A 25272-nucleotide genomic window follows, 5' to 3' on the forward strand; every position below is an offset into this window, starting at 1 on the left:
CCGTAGACGTTCTGGTAGCGGTCGTTGAGCTTGTCGATGTCGGCCTGGTCGATCTCGATGATGTCGCCCAGCTGACGCGCCGCCCACATCGTGTGCGCGACCTCCTCAGTCATGGCCGCGGCCTTCACCGCGCCCTCCGCGTCCTTGCCGATCGTGAACGGGCCATGGTTCTGCATGAGCACCGCCGGGGACTTCGGATACTTCTTCAACGTCTCCACGACACCCTCGCCGATCGCCTCCGAGCCGATCAGACGGAACGGGCCAACCGGCACCGGACCACCGAACTCGTCGCCCATCATCGTCAGACCGCACGGGATGTTCTGACCGGTGGCGGCCCAAGCGGTGGCGTAGGTGGAGTGCGTGTGCACCACACCGTACACGTCCGGCATGTTGCGGTAGATGTACGCGTGCGACGCGGTGTCCGAGCTCGGCGCCTCCGTGCCGTCGACCACGTTGCCGTCCAGATCGACCACGACCATCGAGTTCGGGGTCAGGTTCTCGTAGCGCACGCCCGACGGCTTGATCACGAACAGATCCGCCGTGTGCAGACGCTGGGAGACGTTGCCCGCCGTCCACACGACCAGGTTCCACTTGATCAGCTGCTGGTGCAGGTTCGAGACGACCTCGCGCACCTGCTTGACCTCGGCACGCACCTCAGGGCCGTAATCAGCCAAAGTAGCCATTTGCTTTCATCCTTTCAATCAATGGTTGGACGTTGTTGAAACCGTGTTTCCGCTTACTTGTCTTCGAGGTCGATGGTCTCGATGGCGGCGTGCTCGATGGGCAGGCCCTTGGTGAAGCGGCCGAAGAACTCCTCGAAGCCGACGACGTCGCCGGCGTAGGGCTCCTCGGTGGTGGACTGGTCGTCCTTGAAGACGCAGCCGTCGAGGTAGTCGGCGAGGTTGGTGTGCTCCTCATCGGTGTGCCACAGGTAGTCGGCGAGCACGGCCATGCCCCATGCGCCGCCTTCGGCGGCGGTGGACATGACCTTGATCGGCGTGTTGAATGCGGCGGCGAGGATCTTCTGGGCCACCTTCGGGGTGGTGAAGATGCCGCCGTGGCCGACGAGGGAGTCAATCTGCACGTGCTCCTGCTTGGTCATGACGTCCATGCCGATCTTGACCGGGGAGAACGCGGAGAAGAGCTGCGCGCGCATGAAGTTGCCGAGGGTCATGTTGGCCTCGGGGCTGCGGGCGAACAGCGGACGGCCTTCCGGCAGTCCGGCGAGGAATTCGCCGGAACGGAACGGGTAGTTGAGCAGACCGCCGCAGTTGGCGTCGACGTCGTCGGCGATGGCCGCGCGGAACAGGGTGCCGTACAGCATGCCGGCGTCGACCGGGCTGCCGATGGCCTTGGCGAACTGGCCGAACAGGCCGACCCACGCGTTGAGGTCGGAGGTGAAGTTGTTGGCGTGGCTCATGCCGGCGAGGTCGCCGGCCGGGGTGGTGACGAGGTCGACCTCCGGATGCAGGGCGTTGAGCTTGTGCTCGAGGACGACCATCGCGAAGATGGAGGTGCCGGCGGAGACGTTGCCGGTGCGCACGCGCACGGAGTTGGTGGCGACCATGCCGGTGCCGGCGTCGCCTTCCGGCGGGGCGAGCACGATGCCCGGCTGCAGGTTGCCGGACGGGTCGAGAAGCTTGGCGCCCTCTTCGGTGAGCGTGCCGGCGGGGGTGCCGGCGACGAGCGGCTTGGGCAGCAGGTCGGTGAGCTTCCACGGCTGGGCGGCGACTTCGGGCAGCGCGTTGAACTTCTCGATGAATTCGGTCTCGTAGGTGTGGGTGGTCGGGTCGATCGGGAACATGCCGGAGGCGTCGCCGACACCGAGGACCTTCTCGCCGGTGAGCTTCCAGTGGACGTAGCCGGCGAGGGTGGTGAAGTACGCGACCTTGCCGACGTGCTCCTCCTTGTTGAGCACGGCCTGGTAGAGGTGGGCGATGGACCAGCGCTCGGGGATGTTGTACTGGAACAGCTCGGAGAGCTTCTTGTGGGCTTCGGAGGTGTTGGTGTTCTGCCAGGTGCGGAACGGCACGAGCAGTTCGCCGTCCTTGTCGAAGGCGAGGTAGCCGTGCATCATGGCGGAGAAGCCGATGTGGCCGACGTGGGTGAGGGTCTCGCCGTAGGCGGTCTTCACGTCGTTGGCCATCGAGGCGTAGGCCGTCTGCAGGCCCTTCCAGATCTCCTCCTTGGAGTAGCTCCACAGGCCGTCCTCCAGATGCGAGGCCCAGCCGTAGTCGCCGGAGGCGATGGTCTTGTATTCATCGTCGATCAGCACGGCCTTGATGCGCGTGGAACCGAATTCGATGCCCAGCGAGGTCTTGCCGGCGCGAATCTTCTCCGCGATCGTCGCGACCTGCTCGGAGGTGTTCGTTGCTGCCATTCTGTGGACTCCTTCTGACCGGCCGGCCATCACCGCCCGATCGTCGTTCCTTGGGCGCTGACCGCACCCCTTCCTTGGGTGGCCGTTAACGCTCACAATTTCCGTATTCATTGTAACGGCCAGACGGCCGTACCACAAGCCCGACGTGCCACGAAAGATAACGGTTTGATAACAGGTCATCAAACAGCCTGATACCGGCCCATGCCGCACTCGCGGGCCCGCACGCAATGACCCCGAACCGCATATGCCCACCGGCGACGCGCCCGTCAGACACGGGGCACCGGCCCCAACGAGATGCGGTCACGCACCGAGGCGGGAACCAGACCGACGCCGTGCTGCGAATTGGGCAGCGCCGCGCCCTGCCCTTCGCCGAGCAGCCGCAGCACCTCACGCATCGCGGCGGTGCCGAGCCCTTCGAAGTCCGGACGCACGGTCGTCAACGGCGGGAACATGTTGTCCATCGCGGTCATGTCGTCGAATCCGACGAGGCTCACGTCCTGCGGAATGCGCAGTCCGTGCTCCTGCAGGGCGCGCGCCACGCCCACCGACTGCGCGTCGTTCGCGGCGACGACGACGGTCGGCAGCGGCGCACCGGTCACGCCGGCGGTGTCGATGAGGCGGTTCATCTTCGCGTACGCCTCGCCCGACTCCCACGTACCGCAGCGCATCACCTGCGTCTGGATGGATTCCGCGGCGGAGAGCGTCTCCCACGCGGCCAGTCGCGTCGCGGCGTCGCGCCAGTCGTGCGGACCGGCGAGATAGAGCACGCGGCGGTGCCCTGCGGACTTGACCAGACGCATCACATCGGCCATCGCGCCCCACTGGTCGATGCCGACGAACGCCGTGCGCTCCAGATCGCCGGCGGGCAGCAGCGAACGCGCCTCGCGCATGCTGATGCCGCCGTGCGTCGAGGTGACGATGACGCGCGGCTGCGTGACGCGCGACCGGCAGGCGACGTCCAGCATCACGTCGGTGGGGGTCAGGAAGATGAACGCGTCGACGTTCTGCTCGTTGAACGTGTCGACGAGGTCGTCGAACTCGGCCTGCGTGCACAACGCCTCATGCACCATCATCACGCTCATGAACAGCCCGTGGCCGCGCGCGATGGACTCGATGGAGGAGATGGTGGAGATGGGACCGAAGAACTTGATGCCTCCGGCGATCAGTCCGATGGTGCGCGAACGGCTCGAGGCGAGCGCGCGCGCCGAGTTCGACGGACGGTAGCCGAGTTCGCGGATCGCCGCCTTGACGCGTGCGCGCGTGGCGTCGGAGACGTCCGGGGAGTTGTTGATCACGCGGGATACGGTCTGATGGCTCACTCCCGCGAGCTTCGCGACCTCGAACATCGACGGGCGTTTGTTTGCCCTATTGCGGCCGGACACCATACCACTTCTCCTTCCGCGCGGCACTGCACTGTCCCTCGCAGTGTATCGCGAAAAACCAGACGACACGTGAACGTTCACACGATTATCGGGGCCGGAGCATGGCCGTATCGGCGTGCATGCACGGGCGACGGCGCCGGTCCGCACCCCGCCCCGACACGAATACGACGCCATGCGACGCGACGCCATGCGACGCGACGCCATGCGCTACGACGCGACGCCATGCGATACGATGCGGCGCGACGGGAGCCTTACGGATCAGACAAGCTTCCAGGAGACGCGATGCAGGTCGCTGGGCCCCTGAGCGGCGATCGCCGCCTTGTGCGCCGCGGTGCCGTAGCCCTTGTTGCTCCCCCAACCGTATGCGGCGTATTCCTGCCGTTCAGCGAGACGCTCCATGAGCCGGTCTCGCGTCACCTTCGCGATGACGGCCGCGGCGGCGACGCTCGCACAGGAGCGATCGCCCTTGACCTTGGTCGTCACATGCGCCGGCACCGGCACGTCCGGCGCGTCGAACGTGTCGAGCGTTTTGGTGATGTAGTCGTACGGGCCGTCGAGAATCGCACCGACGCGCACGCGACGGCGATCCGACTCCCCCGCCACGTCGGTCATGTCGAGCATGCCGGTCGCGTCGATTCCCAGACGCCGTTCCGCTTCGGCGAGCGCACGCAGCGCGGCGACGCCGAGCGCATGGCTGATGCCCCATTCGTCGATTTCGGCGTTGCTCGCCTCGCCGACCGCCCACGCGGCGGGCCATGCGACGAGCTCGCCGTAGATGGCCTCGCGGCGGTGTTCGGTGAGGAGTTTCGAATCGGCGACGCCGTCGGGCACGTCGAGCGAGGCGAGGTCATGGGCGTGCAGCATCGTGCAGCCGACCATCACCGGGCCGGCGAGCGCGCCGCGCCCCACTTCGTCGAATCCGGCGACGAGGTCGTAGCCGCGGGAGGCGAGCTCCCGTTCAAGGTCGAGCGTGGGGGTGATCATCAGGCTCCCGTAGGCGCGTCCGGCACGCCGGCGAAGACCTCGTGGTGCCCGTCGAGCGATCCGAGACGGTTGAGCGGCCAGTAGCGGCACAGTCCGACGCCCACCACGTCGGAGATCGGGACGAGACCGTGGTCGCCGTCGTCCTGATGGTAGCGGGAGTCGGCGGAGTTGGCGCGGTTGTCGCCCATGACGAACACGTGGCCTTCGGTGACGGTCACGCTGAACGGGAACGCGCTCGGCTGCACGCCGTTCTTGAGGTATGCGGTTTCGGTGACGGCGACGCCGTTGACCTTGATCGGCTGGCCCGCGCCCTCGCATGCGACGGTGTCGCCGGGCAGGCCGATGACGCGTTTGATGAGGTAGTCGCCGGGAAGCGGCGACGTGGATTGTTCGTTGGAGAGCCAGTTCGCCGGATCGTGGAAGACGACGACGTCGCCGCGTTTGAGTCCGAACGCCTTGGGTGCGATCTTGAGGGTGACGACGCGGTCGCCGGGTTCGATGGTGCTTTCCATCGAGCGGGAGGGGATCACGTAGGTGCCGATGAGGAAGACGCGCACGAGGATCACGATGAGGATCGGGATGCCGCACCAGATGAGCGTGTCCTTCCAGGAGAACCGTTCATCGTCGAGTTCCCGCCGTGTGCCGCGGTTCCGGGCCGCGGACCCGGACTCGGGCAGGTCGCCGCCCGACGGTGCGGCGGTCACGCCGACGCCCTGCTCGGCCAGTTGGAACGTGTGGCGGTCGCGCTCGTCATTGTCGTATGGCATGGCCCCTCCTGTCGCGAAAACTCCGCCCATCTTAGCCGCGTGCGTGCCCAGATGCGAAACGGCCCGGAACCGCGTACGGGTTCCGGGCCGTCGTTCACGCGCGATGTGCGCTATCGGCTCACTTGGCGCGACGCTCGACGATACGAGCGGCCTTGCCGCGCAGGGCGCGCAGGTAGTAGAGCTTGGCGCGACGGACGCGGCCCAGACGCACGACCTTGATGGAGTCGATGGACGGGGAGTGCAGCGGGAAGCGACGCTCCACGCCGGTGCCGAAGCTGATCTTGCGGACCACGAAGGTCTCGCGCACGCCGGAACCCTGACGGGCGATGACCACGCCGGTGAAGGTCTGGATACGGGAGTTGTTGCCTTCCTTGATCTTGACGTTCACGTCGACCGTGTCACCGGGACGGAAGGCCGGGATCTCCTCGGCGGGCTTCATGTGCTTGGCGTCGAAAGCCTCGATGGCGTTGACCATGATTGTTCCTTAGGTGCCGCCGCATATCGGCCACCGGTCGGGGCGCATGCACGGCCTGTATGGCCCGGACTGTCCGCCCGGCGTGGCGCATGCACCGATGTCTTTCCCCACGGGTCCGCCCGCGAGGGGTGCCGATCCGCCGGAGACACGCCTTGCGGCGCCCGGCTGGACCTTCGTGCGACGGGGGTTTATGCGGCGACCCCCGCCACGACACAGCAATCGAACATTGTACGGCTCCTCGCGGACACCTCGCACGCGCGCAGGTTCGCGAGCCGGACGCCCCTCCTCCACGAGCCGGACAGGACCCTTCCACGAGCCGGACGGGGGCGGCCGGACGGGCGGGTCGTTCCTATCATCGGTGTGCGGCATTCATTGGTCCATATAGTGAACTCATACCATTCGCATATCGAACCAATGGTGGGCATCCGCCGCCGAGGGGCGGCGCGTCGCGGCACGTAACTGAGCGTGACGCGATCGTAACGGCATCAGGGTGGTGGAGGGTGATCATGGGCGCGTTTTCCTTGACGGCCAACAACGAGATCGGTTCGAATGCGACGTGGAGGGCGGTCCCTCTCGGGCGACTTGAGTTTCCACAGGCGAGCGAACCCTACGAAGGCGCGTTCGACGACGACTTCTGGCCGAGCCGCCACGAGGAGTACAACCGCCTCGAATGGGACAGGATGGACTGGAACGCGGTCCGCAGGCAGATGAATCGGGTGTCGGACCGGTTGGAACGCCAGCCCGAGACGTCGCCCGAACTGGAATTCGACGTCCCTTCGATCCGCGAGCGCACGTTCCTGGAGATGTGGTTCGGCTACGGCGACCCGAGCGTCGAGGCCACGGCGGTCGACGGAACGGCGTCGACCCGCTACCGCGTCGGATACGGCCAGCATCGCATCTGCGCGTACGCCGACTATCCGATGGGCACGCGCGACCGCGGTCTGATGCGGATCCCCGCCTCCGGGTTCCTGCCGTCCGGCCCGCTCTCCCCCGGCACCCGCATCCCCGTGCTCACGCACTGACGGGAATCGCCGGCCGCCACGGGCCGGGCGTCGACGGGGCTCATATACAGACAGGACAGCACGATATGAAGACGAACAGAACGTATCCACGCGCAGTGGTCACCGCGAAGGGCGCCCATGCGATCGAGACAGGGCATCCGTGGGTGTACGAGGGCGAGGTGAGACGGTTCGAGCTGCCCTCCGGCGAATCGTGGGACAACAACGGCTCGCTCAAACCCGGAGCATGGGATTCGCCGGCTGCCGGGCCCTCGCCCGAAAACGCGCCCGACCATGAACACACGTCCGGTCCCGACCATCCGACGGAAGACGTGCGGCCCCTGCGGGCGCGTCGCGGCGCCGGCGATTTCCACGAGCGCCGCCTTCGCAAGGAGCTGCTCAACGCGCCGCGGACCGAAGGCGAGATCATTCCGCTCGAAACCCTGCCCGACGGCTCGATCGTGGATGTGGTAAGTCTCAAGGGCGCCTATCTCGGCACCGGCCTGCTGTCCCGCCACAGCCGCATCCGCGTGCGTCTGGTGACGCGCAACGCCAACGACGACTTCTCCCCCGAGTTCTGGAAGCGCAAGGCGCGTTGGGCGTGGGACTACCGCAGGACCGTGATGGGGGACGATGCGCGGGCCTGCCGCGTGATCTTCTCCGAAGCGGACGATTTCCCCGGGTTGATCGTCGACCGGTTCGACGACGTGCTCGTCACGCAGACCCTATCGGCGGGCATGGAACGGCTCAAGCCCGTGGTCTTCCGGGCATTGCTCGACGTGTTCGCCGAGGATGGGATCGCGTTGCGCGGCATCTACGAGCGCAACGACGTGGCCACGCGCGCGCTGGAGGGATTGGAGCAGACGACCGGCTGGTGGACGGCGCGATCACGGGACGGCATCGCGGACGGCGCCTCCGACGCGGGCCCGACCGTCACCGACATCGTCGAGAACGGTGTGCGCTATCACGTCGACTTCGCGAACGGCCAGAAGACGGGTTTCTTCCTCGACCAGAAATACAACCGCCGCGCCGTGGCCCGTCTGGCGAACGGCAGGCGCGTGCTCGACTGCTGCACGCACACCGGTTCCTTCGCGCTCAATGCGGCGCTTGGCGGAGCGGAGTTCGTGCGCGCGGTCGACGTGTCCGAAACCGCCATCGACATGGCGAGGGAGAACGCGCGCTTGAACGGACCGGACGTCGAGAGCCGCATGGATTTCACCGTCGCGAACATCTTCGACCTGCTGCCCGAGCTGGAACGCACGCGCAACCCCGAACGCTTCGACTTCATCATCCTCGACCCGCCGGCGTTCACCAAGAGCCGCCGCACCATCACCGCGGCCGCGCGGGGCTACCGCGAGATCAACTACCGGGCGATGCGCATCCTGCCGCGCGGCGGCTATCTGGCGACCTGCTCCTGCTCGCATTTCATGGATCATGACCGGTTCAAGCGCATGCTCGCCGAGGCGGCGCAGGATGCCGGCGTGCATCTGCGCCAGATCGAGGAGCGCCAGCAGGCCCCGGACCATCCGATCGTCTGGGGAGTGCCGGAGACCGACTATCTCAAATGCCTGCTGTTCCAAGTGGTGTAAGCCGGTGTGAGCCGGTGTAAGACGCTGTGAACCGCTGACCGTCATGAGACAGGATGGGGGCTACGGGGACGTCATGCCCCGTAGCCCCCATCCGCACGTAATCCTCACATGAGCCAGTGCGTGGCGCAGGCGGCGAGGAACACGAGCAGGCCGAATCGCATGACCGGAACCATGCCCATGCCGAGCCACGCGTAGGCGGCCGGATGCTCCAGCGCGTTCCACTGCCTGGTGGAGACGCGCAGCAGCACGACGGCGGCCACGACCAATACGAGGAACACGGTCCAGCCCACGGCCGAGGCGGCCTCGGGCTTGGCCATGTCCGCGTACATGGCGGGCAGGAAGATCCAGCACGATCCGCACAGCACGGTCCATCCCGATTCGATGCCGATGCGCACCACGGTGCCGGGATCGTTCTCGGATTCGGACTGCCCGCGGTGCCTCGTGTTGGCCCACAGGAACGACGCCGCGACGACGAGCAATGCGGCCACGGCGAGATACGCGGCCCACCGCAGGTAGGTCACGTCGGTGTAGAACTCGCTCGGCAGCACGACGATGGCGGAGACCACGAACGTGACGGCCACCATGATGCGGCCGAACACACCCTGTTTCTCGGTGCCGCCGAACGGCCAGCCGACGATCATCAGCATCGTGGCCGACATGGCGAGCATGCCGGAACCGATGATGCCGCCGGGCGTGAGCACACCCAACGTGTACACGATGCCGAAGAACAGCGCGTAGGCGACGAGCTGCGTGACGACGACGGTGAACTCGCCGTGCACGGTCATGCCGAACCCGGGACGCCCATTGCGCGCGTCGCCGCGGCCGGAGCCGCCGCGCGCGTCGCCGCGCACCGGGCGGCGGGCCTCGTCGCGCGTCGCGGAGACGCGCCTGTCATTGCCGCGCCCCTTGCGCGGACCGCGTTTGCCCATATCCATTCCCTCCTTGCAAGCCCGACGGCCCTGACGAACGATGCCCGGCATCGCCGGGATGCCGGGCATCGATGGTGACCGCTCCGCGATTACGGAGCGTCACGGCCGATCAGAACTCGCGGTTCTTACGGTAGAACTCGATCAGCGACTTGGTCGAGGCGTCCTGGGCGGCGAGCGCGTCGTCGTCCTTGGAGATGGCCGGCGTGATCTGCTTGGCCAGCTGCTTGCCGAGCTCGACGCCCCACTGGTCGTAGGAGTCGAGGCCCCACACGGTGCCCTCGACGAAGGTGATGTGCTCGTACAGGGCGATGAGCTCGCCGAGCGCGAACGGGGTCAGGGCCACGCCGAAGATGGAGGTGGTCGGGCGGTTGCCGGTGAACACGCGGGCGGGGACGATCTCCTCCGGGGTGCCCTCGGCGCGGACCTCGTCGGCGGTCTTGCCGAACGCGAGGGCCTTGGTCTGGGCGAAGTAGTTGCCGAGGAACAGCTCGTGCACGTCCTGGTCGCCGTCCTTGGTCGGGTTCGGCGTGTTGACGAACGCGATGAAGTCGGCCGGGATGAGCTGGGTGCCCTGGTGGATCAGCTGGTAGAAGGCGTGCTGGCCGTTGGTGCCGGGCTCGCCCCAGAAGATCTCGCCGGTCTCGGTGGTGACGGGGGTGCCGTCCCAGCGCACGGACTTGCCGTTGGACTCCATGGTGAGCTGCTGCAGGTAGGCCGGGAAGCGGTGCAGGTACTGGTCGTACGGCAGCACGGCGTGCGAGGCGGCCTTGAAGAAGTTGCGGTACCAGACGTTGAGCATGCCGAGCAGCACGACGACGTTCTTCTCGAACGGCGTGTTGGCGAAGTACTCGTCGATCTCGTGGAAGCCGTGCAGGAACTCCTCGAAGCGGGCCGGGCCGAAGACGACGGCCAGGGAGGTGCCGACGGCGGAGTCGACGGAGTAGCGGCCGCCGACCCAGTTCCAGAAGCCGAACGCGTTGGCCGGGTCGATGCCGAACTCCTCGACCTTCTCCAGGTTGGTGGAGACGGCGACGAAGTGCTTCTTGATGGCTTCGGCCTTCTGGGCCTCGTCGTCGTCGGAGATGGCGCCGTTGGCGACGAGCTCCTCGAGCAGCCAGGTGCGGGCCTCGCGGGCGTTGGTGAGGGTCTCGAGAGTGGTGAAGGTCTTGGAGACGATGATGAACAGGGTGGTCTCCGGGTCGAGGCCCTTGGTCTTCTCGGCCAGGTCGTTCGGGTCGATGTTGGAGATGTAGCGGGCGGAGATGCCGGCGTCCGCGTAGGGCTTGAGGGCTTCGTACGCCATGACGGGACCCAGGTCGGAGCCGCCGATGCCGATGTTGACGACGGTCTCGATCTTGCGGCCGGTCACGCCGGTCCACTTGCCGGAGCGGACCTCGTCGGCGAAGGCGTAGATCTTGTCGAGGGTCTCGCGCACGTCCTTGACGGTGTCCTGGCCGTCGACGATGTACTTGCCCTCGTCCTCGACCGGGCGGCGCAGCGCGGTGTGCAGCACGGCGCGGTCCTCGGTGTTGTTGATGTGCACGCCGGTGTACATGGCCTTGATGCGCTCGTCGAGCTTGACCTCGCGGGCCAGGTGGACGAACAGCTGGAGGGTCTCCGGCTTGATGAGGTTCTTGGAGAGGTCGAAGTGCAGGTCGCCGGCATCGAAGCTGAGCTCCTTGACGCGGTCGGCGTCTTCGGCGAACCACTTCTTGAGGCTGATGCCCTCGGCCTGAAGCTCGTCGTAGTGCTTCTGCAGAGCGACCCACGCCGGGGTGGTGGTGGCGTCAATGGGAGGATTGATGGCCATAGGATTCCATTCCTTTCATCATTGATGGAAGCGACTCGCGACCCGTTGCTTCCCCGGATCGTCCGCCGTTCCGTATCACGAAACAGAATACTCACAAAAGCGGACACAATAACACAAAAAGAACACGCGGCTACGCTACGGCAACGTAGCGGTGAACGGACGGGGTCAAGCGCCGGCGCGGCCCGCCCGCACCATTCTCATGCCACGCCCATCAGTGCATGGGCGACGGCCATCATGACCAGGGAGATGATGGCGGTGATCGCCAGCGAGAACCCGGCGAGCTTCGCGTTGCCCAGCACCTTGTCGGTGAACAGGGTGGAGAAGATCGCGATCGGGGCGAGCACGGCGATCACGGCGACCGCACGGATCTCGGCGGAGAACGGCAGCACGAACCAGGCGAACGCGGCGAACGCCAGCGCGAACGGCAGACGCCATGCGAGCACCGCCAGCACCTCCTTGACGTCATGCCGGTCGCGCGGCAGGTCCATGAGCATGCCGACCATGAACATCGAGCAGAACGCGTTCGCCCCGCTCAGCGGCTGCATGACGGTAGCGATCCAATCGGGAATGCGGATGTCCGCGAACATGAGCACGACCATGAGCATGTACGTGTCGAACGGCACGGAGCCGAAGAAGCTTCTGAGGATGTTCTTGGCGAACGCGCGACGCGCCAGACGCCTGGCGTCCCGATCCTTCGGCCGCTCATACGGCAGCGTGGGCGCGGCGCCCGCATGCTGCTCGGCGAGCGTCTTGCCGGGCCGGATGTGCAGCAGCTGCTGGGTCATCACGTTCGTGCCGGCGGCGACCATCACGCAGTTGCCGATGTCGAACATCGCGGCGGGCACCACCGCGCCCGGCCCCCAGAACGCGGTGACGACGGGGAAGCAGAAGCAGCCGAGATTGAATCCCGCGCCGTTGAGCATGAGGAACGCGCGGTCGGCCACGCCGCGCCGGCGCGTGGTCAGGAAGATCAGGACGGGCGGGATGAGCGCACAGAAGAACCCGAACACGCTGAGCCACAGGTAGCTCACGTCATGCGGGTTCGTGGCGAACGAATAGATGATCGCCCCCGGCAGCACCACGTTGAACTCCGCCGTCTGGATGACACGGTAGTCCTTCGCACCGAACAGGCCGAACCGTTTGAACAGGTATCCAGCCAGAATGATGAGCAGCAGCGAGGCCGGGCCGAGTATCGCCGTCATGATCTTCCCTCCTGCCCCGAGCATCACGCGGCACCGGATGAGGTCCCGGATTGGACGGGGCCCGGGGTCATGTGCGCGAGATGGGACTCGAACCCACACGTCCGAAGACACAGGAACCTAAATCCTGCGCGGCTACCATTACGCCACTCGCGCGCAAGAAGACAATGTATCAGTGGCCGGGGAGAATGAAAAACCCGGACTCGGCGAACCGAATCCGGGTGCTGGAGCCACTTGTCAGAATCGAACTGACGACCTGCTCATTACGAGTGAGCCGCTCTACCGACTGAGCTAAAGTGGCTTTGCGCTTGGGAAGCGTACGCTACCCATGCACAAGAGAAAAAGTATAGGGCGCGTCGCGCAAAAAGCAAACCGGCGTGTCATTGCGTGCCGGACGCCTCCGATCCGACCGTCCGGCACGGTCCGTCAACGCTCCAGCAACGCCTCGAGCGCCGGCACGAGCGCCTTGAGCGCCTTGCCGCGATGGGAGATCGCGTTCTTCTCCGCCGGCGTCATCTCGGCGCTGGTCAACGGCTCGCCCTCATGACCGGGCTCCTCGCTGGAGCGGCCGGGCTGGTCGTCCGGCACGAAGATCGGATCGTAGCCGAATCCGTGTTCGCCGCGCTCCTTGCGGATGATCCGCCCGGGCATCTCCCCCACCTCGACCGTCTCGGAGACGATCGCGTGCTGTGCGGCGAGCGCCGCGGCACCGCCTGCGGCCACCGCGCTGCCGCCCGTCGCGTCGACCTCGTCGCCGGGCACGACGAGCGCGGCGGCGCAACGGAATCGCGCCGTGCGCCTGTCGTCCGGAATGTCCTCGATCTGGGCGAGCAGCAGCGCATTGTTCGCCTTGTCATGCCCGTGCGCGCCGGCCCACCGCGCGGAGAGGATGCCGGGCGCGGCGCCCATCACGTCGACGATGAGTCCGGAATCGTCGGCGATGGCGGGCAGACCGGTGCGTCGGGCGACGTCACGCGCCTTGAGCAGGGCGTTCTCCTGGAAGGTGACGCCCGTCTCGACCGGGTCCGGCAGGTGCAGCGCGCCGGCAGAGACGAGTTCGACCAAGGCGGCGTCCGCGCCGAGATCCTCTTCGAGGATGCGGCGAATCTCCACCAGTTTGCCTTCGTTGTGTGTGGCGACGACGAGTTTCATCGGGTTCCCTTTCACATATGCCCTATATGCGTTCCTGGATGCGCCATGATCGCCGGGCGGTCATGCACGGCGCAGGTGCGGTTGTGCGGTCAGGTGCGGCGCGGTCATCCGCGGCCATGTGCGGTCGCGCACGGTCGCGCGTGCGGTTCAGTCGAGCGCGAGCGCGGCGCGCTGGGCGGCCTGCAGCTCCTTGTTGCCCTTTTCGGCGAGGTCGAGCAGCGTGCCGAGTTCGGCGCGCGTGAACGGGCGGTGTTCGGCGGTGCCCTGCAGTTCGATGAACTCGCCGCGGCCGGTCATCGCCACGTTCATGTCGGTCATGGCCTGGCTGTCCTCGACGTACGGCAGGTCAAGCATCGGCGTGCCGTCGATCACGCCCACGGACACCGCGGAGACGACGTCCTTGATGGCCTTGTCGGCGGACTTGATGTGCCCGTTGCGCTCCGCCCAGTCCAGCGCGTCGACGAGCGCGACGTACGCGCCGGTCACGGAGGCGGTGCGCGTGCCGCCATCGGCCTGGAGCACGTCGCAGTCGAGTTGGATCTGGTTCTCGCCGAGCGCCTTCATGTCGATGACACCCCTGAGACAGCGGCCGATCAGACGGCTGATCTCATGCGTGCGCCCGCCGATCTTCCCCTTGACGGATTCGCGGTCGGTACGCTCCTTCGTGGCGCGCGGCAGCATCGCGTATTCGGCGGTGACCCAGCCGAGCCCGGAATCCTTGCGCCAGCGCGGCACGCCCGGCGTGAACGTCGCGGTGCACATGACGCGCGTGTTGCCGCATTCGATGAGCACGGAGCCTTCCGGAGCGTCGGTGAAATGGCGGGTGATGCGCACGGGGCGCAATTCGTCGACCTTGCGGCCGTCCTGGCGGATGATGGGGCGATCGGACGGCATGTCTGTGATTTCAACCATGGCACACAGCCTACTCCACGCGCCCCGACCGCGCCGGGATACCCGCACTTCAGCCGAGCAGCGGCTTGGACGGCAGGATGCGGTCGATGACGAACACGATGAGACTGAGTACGAGGAAGCCGATGGCGAGCTTGCCGCAGTTGACGCCGAACTGCGCCCAGCCGAGCGCATTCAGGTCGATGAACGCATACGGGTACGGGCTGCCGCCCGCTGCGGGACCGGCCGTGGGGAACAGTGCGGCGCGCACGAGCACGAACGCGAGGTAGACGGGGAAGTAGATGAGCCACGAGAACATGTAGTGCCATTGGAACCGGCGATGGGCGTCGAAGAGCACGAAGTCGACGACGGCCATGATGGGGGCGATGCGGTGCAGCCACGTGTTCGTCATCAGACCGAGCACCTGCGGCACATACGCAGGATCGTCCGGCGGCATGGCCACGAACGCGACCACGGCGGTGACGACGGCGTACAACGTCACGCATCCCTTGAGCCACGCGGGCGGCTCCACGCCTTTGAGGATCGAGGCCGCACCGGCCCACAGCATCACGAAACCGAGCGCGAACCCGGCCTGGAACGTGAAATACGTCCAGAATTCGGGGCGGCTCCACGCCTCGTATGTGCCGACGAAACACATGGCGGCGATCGCCAGCCGCCACAATCCCGCGATGAATCTCATGCTCCCCAGTCTATCCGCAAGGGGGTAATCTGGTACCCGACTCAGGAAACGGACGATGCCCACAGGCCAAGGGAGCGATCATGGATTATTCGCCGGCGCTGATGACCGACATGTACGAGTACACGATGCTGGACGCGTGCCTCAAGGACGGCACCGCGAACCGCAAATGCGTGTTCGAGGTGTTCACCCGGCACCTGCCGCAGGGACGGCGCTACGGCGTGGTCGCGGGAACCGGGCGCATCCTCGACGCGCTCGAACGCTTCCACCTGGACGACGCGGACCTGCGCTTCCTCGCCGACCGCCACGTGGTGAGCCCCGAAACCATCACATGGCTGGAGAACTTCCGCTTCTCCGGCACGATCAAGGGCTACCGCGAAGGCGAGATGTTCTTCCCGAACTCCCCCATCCTCGAAGTCGAGGGCACGTTCGGCGAGTGCACGCTGCTCGAGACGCTGATCCTGTCCGTCCTCAACTACGATTCGGCGGTCGCCTCGGCCGCCTCCCGCATGGCCTCCGCCGCGAAGGACCGCCCCTGCATGGACATGGGCGGGCGCCGCACGAACGAATGGGCGGCCGTGGCCGCCGCGCGCGCCTCCGTGGTCGGCGGCTTCCAAGGCACCGCGAACCTGCTCGCCGCGCAGATGTACGGTCTCAAGGCCATCGGCACCGCCGCGCACTGCTTCACGCTCGTGCACGACAGCGAGCGCCAGGCGTTCGAATCGCAGATCGCCGCACTCGGCAAGAACACCACACTGCTCGTCGACACGTACAACATCGAGGAGGCCGTGAAGACCGCCGTCGAGGTCGCCGGCCCGCAGCTCGGCGGCGTGCGCATCGACTCCGGCGACCTCGCGCTCATGGCGCAGCGCGTGCGCAACCAGCTGGACGCGTTGGGCGCGACGAACACGAAGATCACCGTCACCAACGATCTCGACGAGTATGCGCTCGCCGCGCTGCAGACCGCGCCGGTCGACTCGTACGGCGTGGGTACGATGCTCGTCACCGGTTCGGGCGCGCCCACATGCGCGATGGTGTACAAGCTCACCGAGCGCGAGGGCGCAGACGGAGCGATGACGCCGGTCATGAAGAAGTCGAAGGACAAGGCCACCGTGCCGGGCCGCAAGGTCGCCTACCGTTCGTACGAATACGGTCTGGCGGACGTCGAGCACGTGGTCTCGGGCTCCGAGGACAAGCTCGCCGCGTTCCGCCCCGACGAGGGGTGGAAGGATCTGATGGTCGACTTCGTGGACCATGGCGAGATCGACCACCAGTGGCAGGGTCATGACGCGATCATGCGCGCGCACGACTACCGCGCCAAGGCACTGGCCGAGCTGCCGATCGCGGCGCAGAGCCTGATGAAGGGCGACCCAGTGATTCCTACGGAAATCACCGTTCTGTGATTTCCGTAGGAATCCTTCGCGGCTGCCGCCGCTCACCTCACCTACGGGCAGCCCACCGGGCTGCCCGCCTCACGGTTCGGCCTTCGGAAATCACCGTTCTGTGATTTCCGAAGGAATCCTTCGCGGCTGCCGCCGCTCACCTCACCTACGGGCAGCCCACCGGACTGCCCGTTTCACGGTTCGGCCTACGGAAATCACCGTTCTGTGACACCGGTTCAGCATTCGATGGCATAGACGCGGGTCTTGTAGTCCTTCCATTCAGGCAGGGACTCACCCGCGTCGAGCGCGCGCTTGATATCGCCGTAATAGTGGAGCTTGCGCTGCACATGCATCGCGGCCTCATCGAGCGCGCGCCGCTGCTCGTCGAGTGACTCGCGCCTCGATTCGAGCAGGTCGAGGATCTCGTCGATGTGTGCCGGCTCGTCCCGCTCGTATGTGAAGAACTTCTTGAGATCGTCGATGGTCATGCCCGCGTTCTTGAAGCAGCAGATCGCGCGCAGCCGGTTGATGTGGCGTTCCTCGTACACGCGCCGGCCGGCCGTGTCGCGCCCCACATCGGTGAGCAGCCCCTGATCCTCGTAGTACCTCAGCGTGGAGGTCTGCATATGGAATCGGGCCGCCACCTCGCGAATCGTGTATGCCGCCATGGTTCCACCGTCACCTTCCATCCGTCGTTCCCGATTCCCACGGCCGCCGCACGACACGCCACGGCCGCCGCGGCTTGAGTTCAAGCCCACTTGAATTGCGACGATGGTCACGTTACCAGACAACAGCCCCATCGAACCGGAGGACAACCGATGCTCGAACCCACCACCACCTACACGCCGGCCGCAGGCCGCTACGACGCGATGACCTACAACCGCTGCGGCGAATCCGGCCTCAAACTGCCGGCCGTCTCGCTCGGCTTCTGGCACAACTTCGGTATCCTAACGCCGTTCGAGCACATGCGCGCGCTCGTGTTCACCGCCTTCGACCACGGCATCACGCATTTCGACCTCGCCAACAACTACGGGCCGGAGCCCGGCGAGGCTGAACGCAATTGCGGGCGTCTCATCAACCGCTACTTCAAGGCGTACCGCGACGAGCTCGTCGTCTCCACCAAGGCCGGCTACGAGATGTGGACGGGCCCGTACGGCGACCACGGCTCGCGCAAGTACCTGCTCGCCTCGCTCGACCAGTCGCTGGAACGCCTCGGCCTCGACTACGTGGACATCTTCTACCATCACCGCCCGGACCCGGAGACCCCGCTCGAGGAGACGATGGGCGCATTGGCCACGGCAGTCCAGTCCGGCAAGGCGCTGTACGTGGGTCTGTCCAACTACGACGGGCCGACCCTGGAGCGCGCGACCGCGATCCTCGACGAGCTGCACGTGCCGTTCATCATCAACCAGAACCGCTACAACATCTTCGACCGCACCATCGAACGCAACGGGCTCAAGGAGACGGCCAAACGCCTCGGCAAGGGCATCATCACCTTCTCGCCACTCGCGCAGGGACTGCTGACGAACCGTTATCTCGACGGCGTGCCTTCGGACAGCCGCATCGCCCTCGATCCGCGCTTCCTCAAGGATTCCGCGCTCACGCCCGAGCGCCTCCAGCAGATCCGCGAGCTCAACGACATCGCCATCGCACGCGGACAGACGCTCGCCGAGATGAGCCTCGCCTGGCTGCTGCACGACGGCGTCGTCACCTCCGTGCTCGCCGGCGCCTCCAAGCCGCAGCAGATCCTCGACAACATCGGCGCGCTGAAGAACACCACGTTCAGCGCGGAGGAACTCACCAGAATCGACGAAATCTCCCAGCGCTGACGGTCGTCTTACTTTCTTGGCGCGGTTTTCGTGCGCGTTCCGGCCGGAACGCGCACGAAAACCGCGCCAAGAGACGACAGCCGTGGGAGACGAGACACATCACCAGCCGCGCATCTCGTCGTAGATGCGCTTGCAGTCCGGGCACACCGGGTACTTGGACGGATCGTGCTTCGGCACCCACACCTTGCCGCACAGCGCGACCACCGGACGCCCGGTCATCTGCGATTCGGCGATGCGGTCGCGCGAGACGTAGTGCGCGAACCGGTCGGCGTCGCCGTCGTCCGCGCGACGCGTCTCCTCCTTCTCCTCCGGACGTTCCAGCACCGCGGTGCCGGTCTGCGCGTCCGGATCGGACAGCGGGGACGACGTGTCCGCGTCCATCCACGCGGCCGACGCCGCCGCCTCTCCTTCGACAGGACGGAAACCAAACACGACAGACGCGTCACGTTCCTTCATGACGACCTCCTTGCAACTCGAAATCCTGCGACCTGTGCTACCGACCACCATCATAGCGACGTGGCAACGAGGCGGCCTCGACCGGCGACGACGCGACGACGCGGTAGGCTAGTGACCCATGACCATAGCAGTGTGCCCCGGCTCCTACGACCCAGTGACCGCCGGACATCTTGATGTAATCGAACGCAGCGCGCGCTTCTTCGAGCAAGTGCATGTGGTGGTGGCGGTGAACGCGGCGAAGACGCCGATGTTCCCCGCGCACACCCGCGTCGATGTGATTCGACGCGCCCTCGCCAAGGACGGCTGCACGAACGTCGTCGTCGCCTCGACCGACGGGCTCATCACCGACTATTGTCGTGAAGTGGGAGCCTCCGTCATCGTCAAGGGGCTGCGCCAGAACGGCGACTACGAGGCGGAACTGGGCATGGCTCTGGTGAACCGCAAGATCGGCGACGTGGAGACGCTGTTCCTGCCCGCCGACCCGGTGCTCGAACACATATCCAGCTCCATCGTCAAGGACGTGGCCCGCCATGGCGGCGACGTGACCGGCATGGTGCCCGACTGCGTGGTGCCGATGCTCACCGAGGCGCTGGCACGGGAGGCCTCCGCACGCGATACGCGCGCGAACGCGTAGGAAAGGAACGCATCATGACCGATGCAGCACAGGACGGACGCCCGCAGGACGACGCGGCGCGCCCGGACGGATACGTGGACCTCACCGCGCAGACGGAAGGCGGCGCGCGACCGCAGTCGACCGGCGACGCGGCGGACGCGCCGGCGTCGCCGGTGACGTTCGAACCGATGGTGGCGCCGCCCGCACCGGTCGTTCAGGACGCGGAACCGGCCGCGCCCACGGACACGGAAGGACCCGGGGGGCCGACGGACCCGCCGGCCCTCTCCCCCACCGCGCCCGCACAGACCGTCACCGCCGCACAGGACGCCGCCGCAGAAGACGGCCGGCACGACTCCGACGACGAACGTGTGCTCAAGTCGCCGTTCCCGTTGCCGGATCTGCGTGAGAGCGACGAGGACGACGACCTCGACCAGAGCCGTGACGAGTTCACCACGGTCTACGACATCATCGACCGTCTGGAGGCCACGCTCGAGGAGGCGAAGGGCGGCATCTTCTTCCCCGATCAGGTGAAGATCGACCGAGCCCGGTTCGGCGACGAGCTCAACGAGCTCAAGAAGATGCTCCCCGTGCAGCTCGAACGCGCCTCGGCGCTCATGCGCGAGGCCGAACGCCGGCTGGAAGGCGCGCAGACCCAGGCCAACGCCATCGTCGCCTCCGCACAAAGCCGCGCCGCCGACATCGTCAAGGAGGCGAACGAGCAGGCCCAGTTCCTCGCCGGGCAGGAAAACGTCACCGAAATCGCCCGGCAGAAGGCGCGCACGATCCTCGACACCGCCCAGACGAAGGCCGACCGCCTCACGCGCGGCGCGGACGATTATTCAACGAAGGTGATGGAGACGTTGCGCGCACAGCTCACGAAGATGAGCGGCGACGTGGACGCCGGACTCGACGTGCTCTACGAGCGGCGCAAGTCCGCGGGGCGAGACCTGCCCAAGCTCGAAGTGAGCGACTATCCGGAATCCCGCTGAGACCGCACGCAGGCGGACGCGCGGAACCCGGACGACATCGGAACGCGCCGGCGCATGTATGCTGACGCCCGGCGCAACCACAGCATCAAGCATCAACGAAAGGAAGACCACATCATGGCCCGTCCCGAAGATTCCCCCTGGGCGGTGTCCGTCGCGCAGATCGCGGCGCGCCCCGGCCAATCCAAACCGCTCGACGCCGATTTCCCCGCACCGGAAGGCATCGGCGACGCGGTCATCGGCGTCGACGAAGGCGCGCCGGTGCATGTGCGCGGCTCCTTCGACTCGATCGTCGACGGACTGATCCTCACCGCGCGCGTGACCGCCCCGGTGCACGCCGAATGCACCCGCTGCCTCAAGCCCATCGCACGCGACTGGGGCGTGGACGTCACCGCGTTCTTCCCCTACGAGCCCGACGACGGCAAGAACCGCGACGGACACGGCAAGGGCGAGGTCGAGGTGATCGCCGGCGAAGAGGAGTCTGAGGACATCTACCCCCTGTCCTCCGGGGGCGCGTTCGCCGACCTGGAGGCGCTGCTGCGCGACACGCTGGTCGAGCGCCTGCCCCTCCAGCCGCTGTGCCGCGAGGACTGCCTCGGCCTGTGCCCGCAGTGCGGAGTGGACCTCAACGAGCATCCGGACCACCATCACGAGACCACCGATCTGCGTTTCGCCGGACTCGCCGACCTCAAGGCGCAGCTGGAGGCCGAGGAACGCGGCGAGTAGCCGCACCCGGCACGCTCGGCGGCGGCCAACCTGCATCGGCAAACGCCGAGCGTGTCGCCGTCGGTCTTTGTACAGACGCCGCGTTACACTTCTGAACGCTTAAGCTCACATGTTCGAACGAAACAGAGGATACTGAAATGGCACTGCCTAAGTACAAGACCTCGCGCGCCAACACGCACTCGCGTCGCGCGAACTGGAAGGCGACCGCTACGGCGACCGTGACTTGCCCGAACTGCGGCGAGCCGGCCCTGCCGCACGTGGCCTGCCCGAGCTGCGGTTCCTTCCGCGGCCGCATCTACCGTGAGGCCATCCGCTCCGGTCACGCCAAGTGATCACGCGGTAGCCGATCGACATCGACATGAGGGAAGCCCTGCCATCGACGGGTGGCGGGGCTTTCGCATAAGTTCAGGAGCATGAGATTGACCGAAACCACCCACGACCAGCATGACGCACACGAGCAGGAGCGGACGGGCGCGGACGGCACCGCCCACGCGGTGCGCATCACGGGACCGACATCCGACGCCGCCGCCGAACTGCTGAACCGGCTCGGCACCACGATCAGCCCGGACCTGCTCGTCCAGGCGCTCACCCACCGTTCCTTCGCGCACGAGCACCCCGGAGTCAAGCATTACGAACGTCTCGAATTCCTCGGCGACGCCGTGCTCGAACTCGTCGCCACCGAGACCCTCTTCCGCGTCCACCCGGACATGACCGAAGGCCAGTTGGCGAAGATGCGCGCCAAGGCGGTGAGCGAGGAGGCGCTGAGCGCCATCGCGCGCACCAAACTGCACGTCGAACCGTACATCCTTCTCGGCCGCGGCGAGGCGGCGCAGGGAGGTGCCTCGAAAAGCTCCATCCTGTGCGACATCGTCGAATCGCTGATCGGCGCGACATTCGTCGAACACGGCATCGACGGCGCGCGCGAGGTCGTGCACCGTCTCGTCGACGACACGCTGGCCGAAGTCGCCACCGAAGGCCCCGCGCTCGATTGGAAAACGTCGCTGACGGTGAAGGCGCACGAGATGGGCCGCCCGGAGCCCGTCTACCACATGTCCGTCTCCGGACCGGAATACGCGCAGGTGTTCACCGCGCGCGTCACGCTCGGCGACGACGACACCGTGCTCGGCACGGCGCGCGGCTCCAGCAAGCGCAAGGCGCAGCTGGCCGCCGCCGAAATCGCGTGGCACAGGCTCGACGACTGACGGCGGGGCGACGACCGCCACGGCGGGCGCAACGGCGCAGTGCGACGCACCTCACACGCCGCCGTTCCGCCCATTGGGCCATATCCCGCAAACGTTCTCGGAACGAATAGACTGGTAGCACGCACGCGCAGCCAGGCACGACCCGGCCGCGCGCCCACGACGAAGCCGACACGGCCACCGGGAACCACCTTGGAGCCGAACGGCCACGGACCAGTAGTGAAGTGTGAGAGGATTATGGCTTTACCCACGCCTTTGCAGGCTTTCAGCGGCGTGCCCAAGACACCCGCGAGCGACAAGCAGACCATCGTCGACGGCGAGAAGATGACCGGCGCGCAGGCGCTGGTCCGTTCCCTGGAGGATCTGGGAGTCACCGACGTGTTCGGCATCCCCGGCGGCGCGATCCTGCCCGTCTACCACCAGATCAACGACGATCTGAAGTTCCGCTTCATCCTGATGCGCCATGAGCAGGCCGCCGGCCACGCCGCGGAAGGCTACGCCATCGCGACCGGCAAGGTGGGCGTGTGCATCGTGACGTCCGGCCCGGGCGCCACCAATGTGGTCACCGCCATCGCGGACGCCAACATGGATTCGGTGCCCCTGGTCGTCATCACCGGTCAGGTCGGCGTGCAGGCCATCGGCACCGACGCCTTCCAGGAGGCCGACATCGTCGGCATCACCTACCCGGTGTCGAAGCACTCGTATCTCGTCACCCGCGCGCAGGACATCCCGCGCGTGCTCGCCGAAGCGTTCCACGTGGCCGCCACCGGCCGCCCGGGACCGGTCGTCGTGGATCTCACGAAGACCGCGCAGACCGGCGACATGTACTATTCGTGGCCGCAGCGCATGATCCTGCCCGGCTACAACCCGACGACGAAGGCGCACGGCCGCGTGCTGTCCGACGCGGCGAAGCTGTTCAACCAGTCGTACCGCCCGGTGCTGTACGTGGGCGGCGGCGCGATGCGCTCCAACGCGGGCGCGCAGGTGAAGCGTCTCGCCGAACTCACGGACGCGCCGATCGTCACCACGCTGCCGGCGCGAGGCATCGTGCCCGACTCCGACCCGCACAACCTCGGCATGCTCGGCATGCACGGCACGGTGGCGGCGACCGGCGCCGTGCAGCGCTGCGACCTGCTCGTCGCGATCGGCGCGCGCTTCGACGACCGCGTGACCGGCAAGCTCGACGCGTTCGCGCCCGGCGCGCGCGTGATCCACATCGACATCGACCCTGCCGAAATCGGCAAGAACCGCACGCCCGACGTGCCGATCGTGGGCGACGTGGCGACCGTGCTCGACGACCTCATCCCGGAGATCGAGCGCGCGCAGGCCATCACGCCGAAGCCGAACCGCAAGCCATGGTGGGACCGCATCGACTACTGGCGCGGCAAGTACCCGATGACGTGGGACGAGCCGACCGACGGCTCGCTCGCGCCGCAGTGGGTCGTCAAGAAACTCTCCGACATGGCCGACCCGTCGACGATCTGGGTGACCGGCGTGGGCCAGCACCAGATGTGGGCCTCCCAGTTCATCGACTTCGAAAACCCGAAGTCCTGGCTCTCCTCCGGCGGCCTCGGCACGATGGGCTACGGTCTGCCGGCGGCGATCGGCGCGGCGGTAGCGTCGGCGCGCGAGTTCGACGGGAAGAAGCCCGTGTGGCTCATCGACGGCGACGGCTCCTTCCAGATGACCAGCGAGGAGCTGGCCGCCGCGTTCTTCGCGCACACGCCGGTGAAGATCGCCCTGCTCAACAACTCCGTCTACGGCATGGTGCGCCAGTGGCAGACCCTGTTCTACGACCACCACTATTCGCAGACGAACCTGCTTGACGGCGAGGCGCACGGCCCCGAGGGCGACGCGCAGGCCGCAGCCGGCGACCTGCCGCTCGAAGTGCCGGACTTCGTGAAGCTGGCCGAAGCCTACGGCTGCGTGGCGATGCGCGTGTTCACCGAGGAGGAGGCCGTCGAGGCGATCGCCAAGGCGAACGCGATCAACGACCGACCGGTGCTCATCGACTTCCGCGTGTGGAAGGACGCGATGGTGTGGCCGATGGTCGCCGCCGGAGCGTCGAACGACGCGGTGACGTACAAGCCGGGCATCAAGCCCCTGCTGGACGACACCGAGGGCGACGCGTATGTGAACGCCGCCGAGGAGCGGCGCGTCGCGGCCCGCGAGGCCGCCGAGGCCGCCGCCGATGGGAAGGAGAACTGACATGCCCGCGAACTACCCTGCCTCCAAGCCCGGCTCCGAACGCCACACGCTTTCCGTGCTGGTGGAGAACCGCCCGGGTGTGCTGGCGCGCATCGCCGGCCTGTTCGCCCGCCGCGCGTTCAACATCAACTCGCTGTCCGTCTCCCCCACCGAGCGTCCGGACATCTCCCGCGTGACCGTCACCGCCGATGTGGAGGCCGTGCCGCTCGAGCAGATCATCAAGCAGCTCAACAAGCTGCTGCACGTGCTCAAGATCGTGGAGCTCGACCCGAACACCACCGTGGAGCGCGAGCTCGTGCTCATCAAGGTGGCGGCGGACGAGTCCAACCGTTCCGACGTGCTGGAGATCGTGCGTCTGTTCCGCGTGCGCGTGGTCGACGTGAACCCGGAGTCGCTCACGATTGAGGCCACCGGCGCCGAAGGCAAGATCGACGCGCTGCTGGGCCTGCTCGAGCACTACGGCGTGATCGAGCTGGTGCGCTCCGGCGCCGTGGCCGTCACGCGAGGCCCGAAGGCCCTGAGCGAAAAGGTCATCGGCTCCGAGATCACCGGCCGGTGATTTCGATCTCGACGAACCGGCCTTGAGCCGGTGGACACCGCTGATCACGGCCAATCACGATGGA

Annotated in this window: 25 protein-coding genes and 2 tRNA genes; 11 read left to right on the forward strand and 16 right to left on the reverse strand. The window is 66.7% G+C overall.

The window, feature by feature from the left end; translation table 11 throughout:
• From BFAL_RS07010 to rplS, 6 genes are all read right to left on the reverse strand, one after another.
• Positions 1–683 (reverse strand): L-ribulose-5-phosphate 4-epimerase (locus tag BFAL_RS07010; protein ID WP_055427741.1); only part of this gene is annotated, 683 nt, incomplete at its 3' end.
• Positions 684–736: 53 nt separating this feature from the next.
• The gene (locus BFAL_RS07015; protein WP_055427700.1) at positions 737–2380 is read right to left on the reverse strand and encodes a xylulokinase; all 1644 of its coding nucleotides are present in this window, start codon (positions 2378–2380) and stop codon (positions 737–739) included.
• Positions 2381–2646: 266 nt separating this feature from the next.
• On the reverse strand, positions 2647–3765 hold the full coding sequence (locus BFAL_RS07020) for a LacI family DNA-binding transcriptional regulator (protein WP_055427701.1): 1119 nt from the start codon (positions 3763–3765) through the stop codon (positions 2647–2649).
• Positions 3766–4020: 255 nt separating this feature from the next.
• On the reverse strand, positions 4021–4746 hold the full coding sequence (gene rnhB, locus BFAL_RS07025; RefSeq protein ID WP_055427702.1) for a ribonuclease HII: 726 nt from the start codon (positions 4744–4746) through the stop codon (positions 4021–4023).
• Positions 4746–5513, reverse strand: a complete 768-nt coding sequence (lepB, locus tag BFAL_RS07030; RefSeq protein ID WP_082440449.1) for a signal peptidase I — start codon at positions 5511–5513, stop codon at positions 4746–4748. Before lepB ends, rnhB begins: the two co-directional genes overlap by 1 nt.
• Before the next feature lie 118 nt (positions 5514–5631).
• Positions 5632–5988: a 50S ribosomal protein L19 gene (gene rplS, locus BFAL_RS07035; protein ID WP_055427703.1), complete on the reverse strand. Its 357-nt coding sequence runs from the start codon at positions 5986–5988 to the stop codon at positions 5632–5634.
• A gap of 506 nt (positions 5989–6494) precedes the next feature.
• Between rplS and BFAL_RS07040 the strand changes: the two genes are divergently transcribed.
• Together BFAL_RS07040 and BFAL_RS07045 are read left to right on the forward strand one after the other, a co-directional pair.
• A complete protein-coding gene (locus BFAL_RS07040) occupies positions 6495–7010 on the forward strand; it encodes a hypothetical protein (RefSeq protein WP_055427704.1) in 516 nt (171 codons plus the stop codon).
• Positions 7011–7075: 65 nt separating this feature from the next.
• On the forward strand, positions 7076–8575 hold the full coding sequence (locus tag BFAL_RS07045) for a class I SAM-dependent rRNA methyltransferase (protein ID WP_082440450.1): 1500 nt from the start codon (positions 7076–7078) through the stop codon (positions 8573–8575).
• A 104-nt stretch (positions 8576–8679) separates the two neighbouring features.
• Here the strand turns inward: BFAL_RS07045 and BFAL_RS07050 are convergent, their stop codons facing one another.
• From BFAL_RS07050 to BFAL_RS07085, 8 genes are all read right to left on the reverse strand, one after another.
• Positions 8680–9504 (reverse strand): hypothetical protein, encoded by an 825-nt coding sequence (locus BFAL_RS07050; protein ID WP_055427705.1) that lies wholly within the window; start codon positions 9502–9504, stop codon positions 8680–8682.
• A gap of 109 nt (positions 9505–9613) precedes the next feature.
• Positions 9614–11314 carry a glucose-6-phosphate isomerase gene (gene pgi, locus BFAL_RS07055; RefSeq protein ID WP_055427706.1) on the reverse strand — a complete coding sequence of 567 codons (1701 nt, stop codon included), beginning with the start codon at positions 11312–11314 and terminating at the stop codon, positions 9614–9616.
• 197 nt (positions 11315–11511) lie between these two features.
• Positions 11512–12516: an AEC family transporter gene (locus tag BFAL_RS07060; RefSeq protein ID WP_055427707.1), complete on the reverse strand. Its 1005-nt coding sequence runs from the start codon at positions 12514–12516 to the stop codon at positions 11512–11514.
• Positions 12517–12588: 72 nt separating this feature from the next.
• Positions 12589–12669, reverse strand: a tRNA-Leu gene (locus BFAL_RS07065).
• 69 nt (positions 12670–12738) lie between these two features.
• A tRNA-Thr gene (locus tag BFAL_RS07070) sits at positions 12739–12814 on the reverse strand.
• A gap of 125 nt (positions 12815–12939) precedes the next feature.
• Positions 12940–13665 carry a non-canonical purine NTP pyrophosphatase gene (locus BFAL_RS07075; RefSeq protein ID WP_055427708.1) on the reverse strand — a complete coding sequence of 242 codons (726 nt, stop codon included), beginning with the start codon at positions 13663–13665 and terminating at the stop codon, positions 12940–12942.
• A 147-nt stretch (positions 13666–13812) separates the two neighbouring features.
• Positions 13813–14577: a ribonuclease PH gene (rph, locus tag BFAL_RS07080; protein WP_055427709.1), complete on the reverse strand. Its 765-nt coding sequence runs from the start codon at positions 14575–14577 to the stop codon at positions 13813–13815.
• Between the two features lie 49 nt (positions 14578–14626).
• A complete protein-coding gene (locus tag BFAL_RS07085; RefSeq protein WP_055427710.1) occupies positions 14627–15253 on the reverse strand; it encodes a Pr6Pr family membrane protein in 627 nt (208 codons plus the stop codon).
• 77 nt (positions 15254–15330) lie between these two features.
• On the opposite strand from BFAL_RS07085, the gene BFAL_RS07090 reads away from it, so the two are divergent.
• Positions 15331–16653: a nicotinate phosphoribosyltransferase gene (locus tag BFAL_RS07090; RefSeq protein WP_055427711.1), complete on the forward strand. Its 1323-nt coding sequence runs from the start codon at positions 15331–15333 to the stop codon at positions 16651–16653.
• 215 nt (positions 16654–16868) lie between these two features.
• Here BFAL_RS07090 and BFAL_RS07095 read toward each other — a convergent pair whose 3' ends face one another.
• A complete protein-coding gene (locus tag BFAL_RS07095) occupies positions 16869–17300 on the reverse strand; it encodes a MerR family transcriptional regulator (protein ID WP_055427712.1) in 432 nt (143 codons plus the stop codon).
• Positions 17301–17450: 150 nt separating this feature from the next.
• On the opposite strand from BFAL_RS07095, the gene BFAL_RS07100 reads away from it, so the two are divergent.
• Positions 17451–18461, forward strand: a complete 1011-nt coding sequence (locus BFAL_RS07100; protein WP_055427713.1) for an aldo/keto reductase — start codon at positions 17451–17453, stop codon at positions 18459–18461.
• 99 nt (positions 18462–18560) lie between these two features.
• Here the strand turns inward: BFAL_RS07100 and BFAL_RS07105 are convergent, their stop codons facing one another.
• Positions 18561–18842, reverse strand: a complete 282-nt coding sequence (locus tag BFAL_RS07105) for a DUF3039 domain-containing protein (protein WP_055427744.1) — start codon at positions 18840–18842, stop codon at positions 18561–18563.
• Between the two features lie 193 nt (positions 18843–19035).
• On the opposite strand from BFAL_RS07105, the gene coaD reads away from it, so the two are divergent.
• The 7 genes from coaD to ilvN all read left to right on the forward strand — a co-directional run bounded on the left by coaD (position 19036) and on the right by ilvN (position 25208).
• On the forward strand, positions 19036–19551 hold the full coding sequence (gene coaD, locus BFAL_RS07110) for a pantetheine-phosphate adenylyltransferase (protein WP_055427714.1): 516 nt from the start codon (positions 19036–19038) through the stop codon (positions 19549–19551).
• A 14-nt stretch (positions 19552–19565) separates the two neighbouring features.
• Positions 19566–20519: a cell division protein gene (locus BFAL_RS07115; protein WP_370696064.1), complete on the forward strand. Its 954-nt coding sequence runs from the start codon at positions 19566–19568 to the stop codon at positions 20517–20519.
• 114 nt (positions 20520–20633) lie between these two features.
• Entirely contained in the window at positions 20634–21242 is a 609-nt protein-coding gene (locus BFAL_RS07120; protein ID WP_055427715.1) for a YceD family protein, read from the forward strand.
• A 137-nt stretch (positions 21243–21379) separates the two neighbouring features.
• Positions 21380–21574 carry a 50S ribosomal protein L32 gene (rpmF, locus tag BFAL_RS07125; RefSeq protein WP_055427716.1) on the forward strand — a complete coding sequence of 65 codons (195 nt, stop codon included), beginning with the start codon at positions 21380–21382 and terminating at the stop codon, positions 21572–21574.
• Positions 21575–21736: 162 nt separating this feature from the next.
• On the forward strand, positions 21737–22444 hold the full coding sequence (gene rnc, locus BFAL_RS07130; protein ID WP_370696065.1) for a ribonuclease III: 708 nt from the start codon (positions 21737–21739) through the stop codon (positions 22442–22444).
• A 234-nt stretch (positions 22445–22678) separates the two neighbouring features.
• A complete protein-coding gene (locus BFAL_RS07135) occupies positions 22679–24649 on the forward strand; it encodes an acetolactate synthase large subunit (RefSeq protein WP_082440453.1) in 1971 nt (656 codons plus the stop codon).
• Position 24650: 1 nt separating this feature from the next.
• Complete coding sequence (ilvN, locus tag BFAL_RS07140; protein WP_055427717.1) at positions 24651–25208, forward strand: acetolactate synthase small subunit; 558 nt, start codon at positions 24651–24653, stop codon at positions 25206–25208.
• Positions 25209–25272: the final 64 nt, after the last annotated feature.

The organism is Bifidobacterium aesculapii (assembly GCF_001417815.1).
Classification (GTDB): Bacteria; Actinomycetota; Actinomycetes; order Actinomycetales; family Bifidobacteriaceae; genus Bifidobacterium; species Bifidobacterium aesculapii.

Bases quoted from the DNA above. Each gene is read 5' to 3' on its own strand.
- BFAL_RS07015 (WP_055427700.1), bottom strand. From the start codon at position 2,380: ATGGCAGCAACGAACACCTCCGAGCAGGTCGCGACGATCGCGGAGAAG.
- BFAL_RS07020 (WP_055427701.1), bottom strand. From the start codon at position 3,765: ATGGTGTCCGGCCGCAATAGGGCAAACAAACGCCCGTCGATGTTCGAG.
- rnhB (WP_055427702.1), bottom strand. From the start codon at position 4,746: ATGATCACCCCCACGCTCGACCTTGAACGGGAGCTCGCCTCCCGCGGC.
- lepB (WP_082440449.1), bottom strand. From the start codon at position 5,513: ATGCCATACGACAATGACGAGCGCGACCGCCACACGTTCCAACTGGCC.
- rplS (WP_055427703.1), bottom strand. From the start codon at position 5,988: ATGGTCAACGCCATCGAGGCTTTCGACGCCAAGCACATGAAGCCCGCC.
- BFAL_RS07040 (WP_055427704.1), top strand. From the start codon at position 6,495: ATGGGCGCGTTTTCCTTGACGGCCAACAACGAGATCGGTTCGAATGCG.
- BFAL_RS07045 (WP_082440450.1), top strand. From the start codon at position 7,076: ATGAAGACGAACAGAACGTATCCACGCGCAGTGGTCACCGCGAAGGGC.
- BFAL_RS07050 (WP_055427705.1), bottom strand. From the start codon at position 9,504: ATGGGCAAACGCGGTCCGCGCAAGGGGCGCGGCAATGACAGGCGCGTC.
- pgi (WP_055427706.1), bottom strand. From the start codon at position 11,314: ATGGCCATCAATCCTCCCATTGACGCCACCACCACCCCGGCGTGGGTC.
- BFAL_RS07060 (WP_055427707.1), bottom strand. From the start codon at position 12,516: ATGACGGCGATACTCGGCCCGGCCTCGCTGCTGCTCATCATTCTGGCT.
- BFAL_RS07075 (WP_055427708.1), bottom strand. From the start codon at position 13,665: ATGAAACTCGTCGTCGCCACACACAACGAAGGCAAACTGGTGGAGATT.
- rph (WP_055427709.1), bottom strand. From the start codon at position 14,577: ATGGTTGAAATCACAGACATGCCGTCCGATCGCCCCATCATCCGCCAG.
- BFAL_RS07085 (WP_055427710.1), bottom strand. From the start codon at position 15,253: ATGAGATTCATCGCGGGATTGTGGCGGCTGGCGATCGCCGCCATGTGT.
- BFAL_RS07095 (WP_055427712.1), bottom strand. From the start codon at position 17,300: ATGGCGGCATACACGATTCGCGAGGTGGCGGCCCGATTCCATATGCAG.
- BFAL_RS07100 (WP_055427713.1), top strand. From the start codon at position 17,451: ATGCTCGAACCCACCACCACCTACACGCCGGCCGCAGGCCGCTACGAC.
- BFAL_RS07105 (WP_055427744.1), bottom strand. From the start codon at position 18,842: ATGGACGCGGACACGTCGTCCCCGCTGTCCGATCCGGACGCGCAGACC.
- coaD (WP_055427714.1), top strand. From the start codon at position 19,036: ATGACCATAGCAGTGTGCCCCGGCTCCTACGACCCAGTGACCGCCGGA.
- BFAL_RS07115 (WP_370696064.1), top strand. From the start codon at position 19,566: ATGACCGATGCAGCACAGGACGGACGCCCGCAGGACGACGCGGCGCGC.
- BFAL_RS07120 (WP_055427715.1), top strand. From the start codon at position 20,634: ATGGCCCGTCCCGAAGATTCCCCCTGGGCGGTGTCCGTCGCGCAGATC.
- rpmF (WP_055427716.1), top strand. From the start codon at position 21,380: ATGGCACTGCCTAAGTACAAGACCTCGCGCGCCAACACGCACTCGCGT.
- BFAL_RS07135 (WP_082440453.1), top strand. From the start codon at position 22,679: ATGGCTTTACCCACGCCTTTGCAGGCTTTCAGCGGCGTGCCCAAGACA.
- ilvN (WP_055427717.1), top strand. From the start codon at position 24,651: ATGCCCGCGAACTACCCTGCCTCCAAGCCCGGCTCCGAACGCCACACG.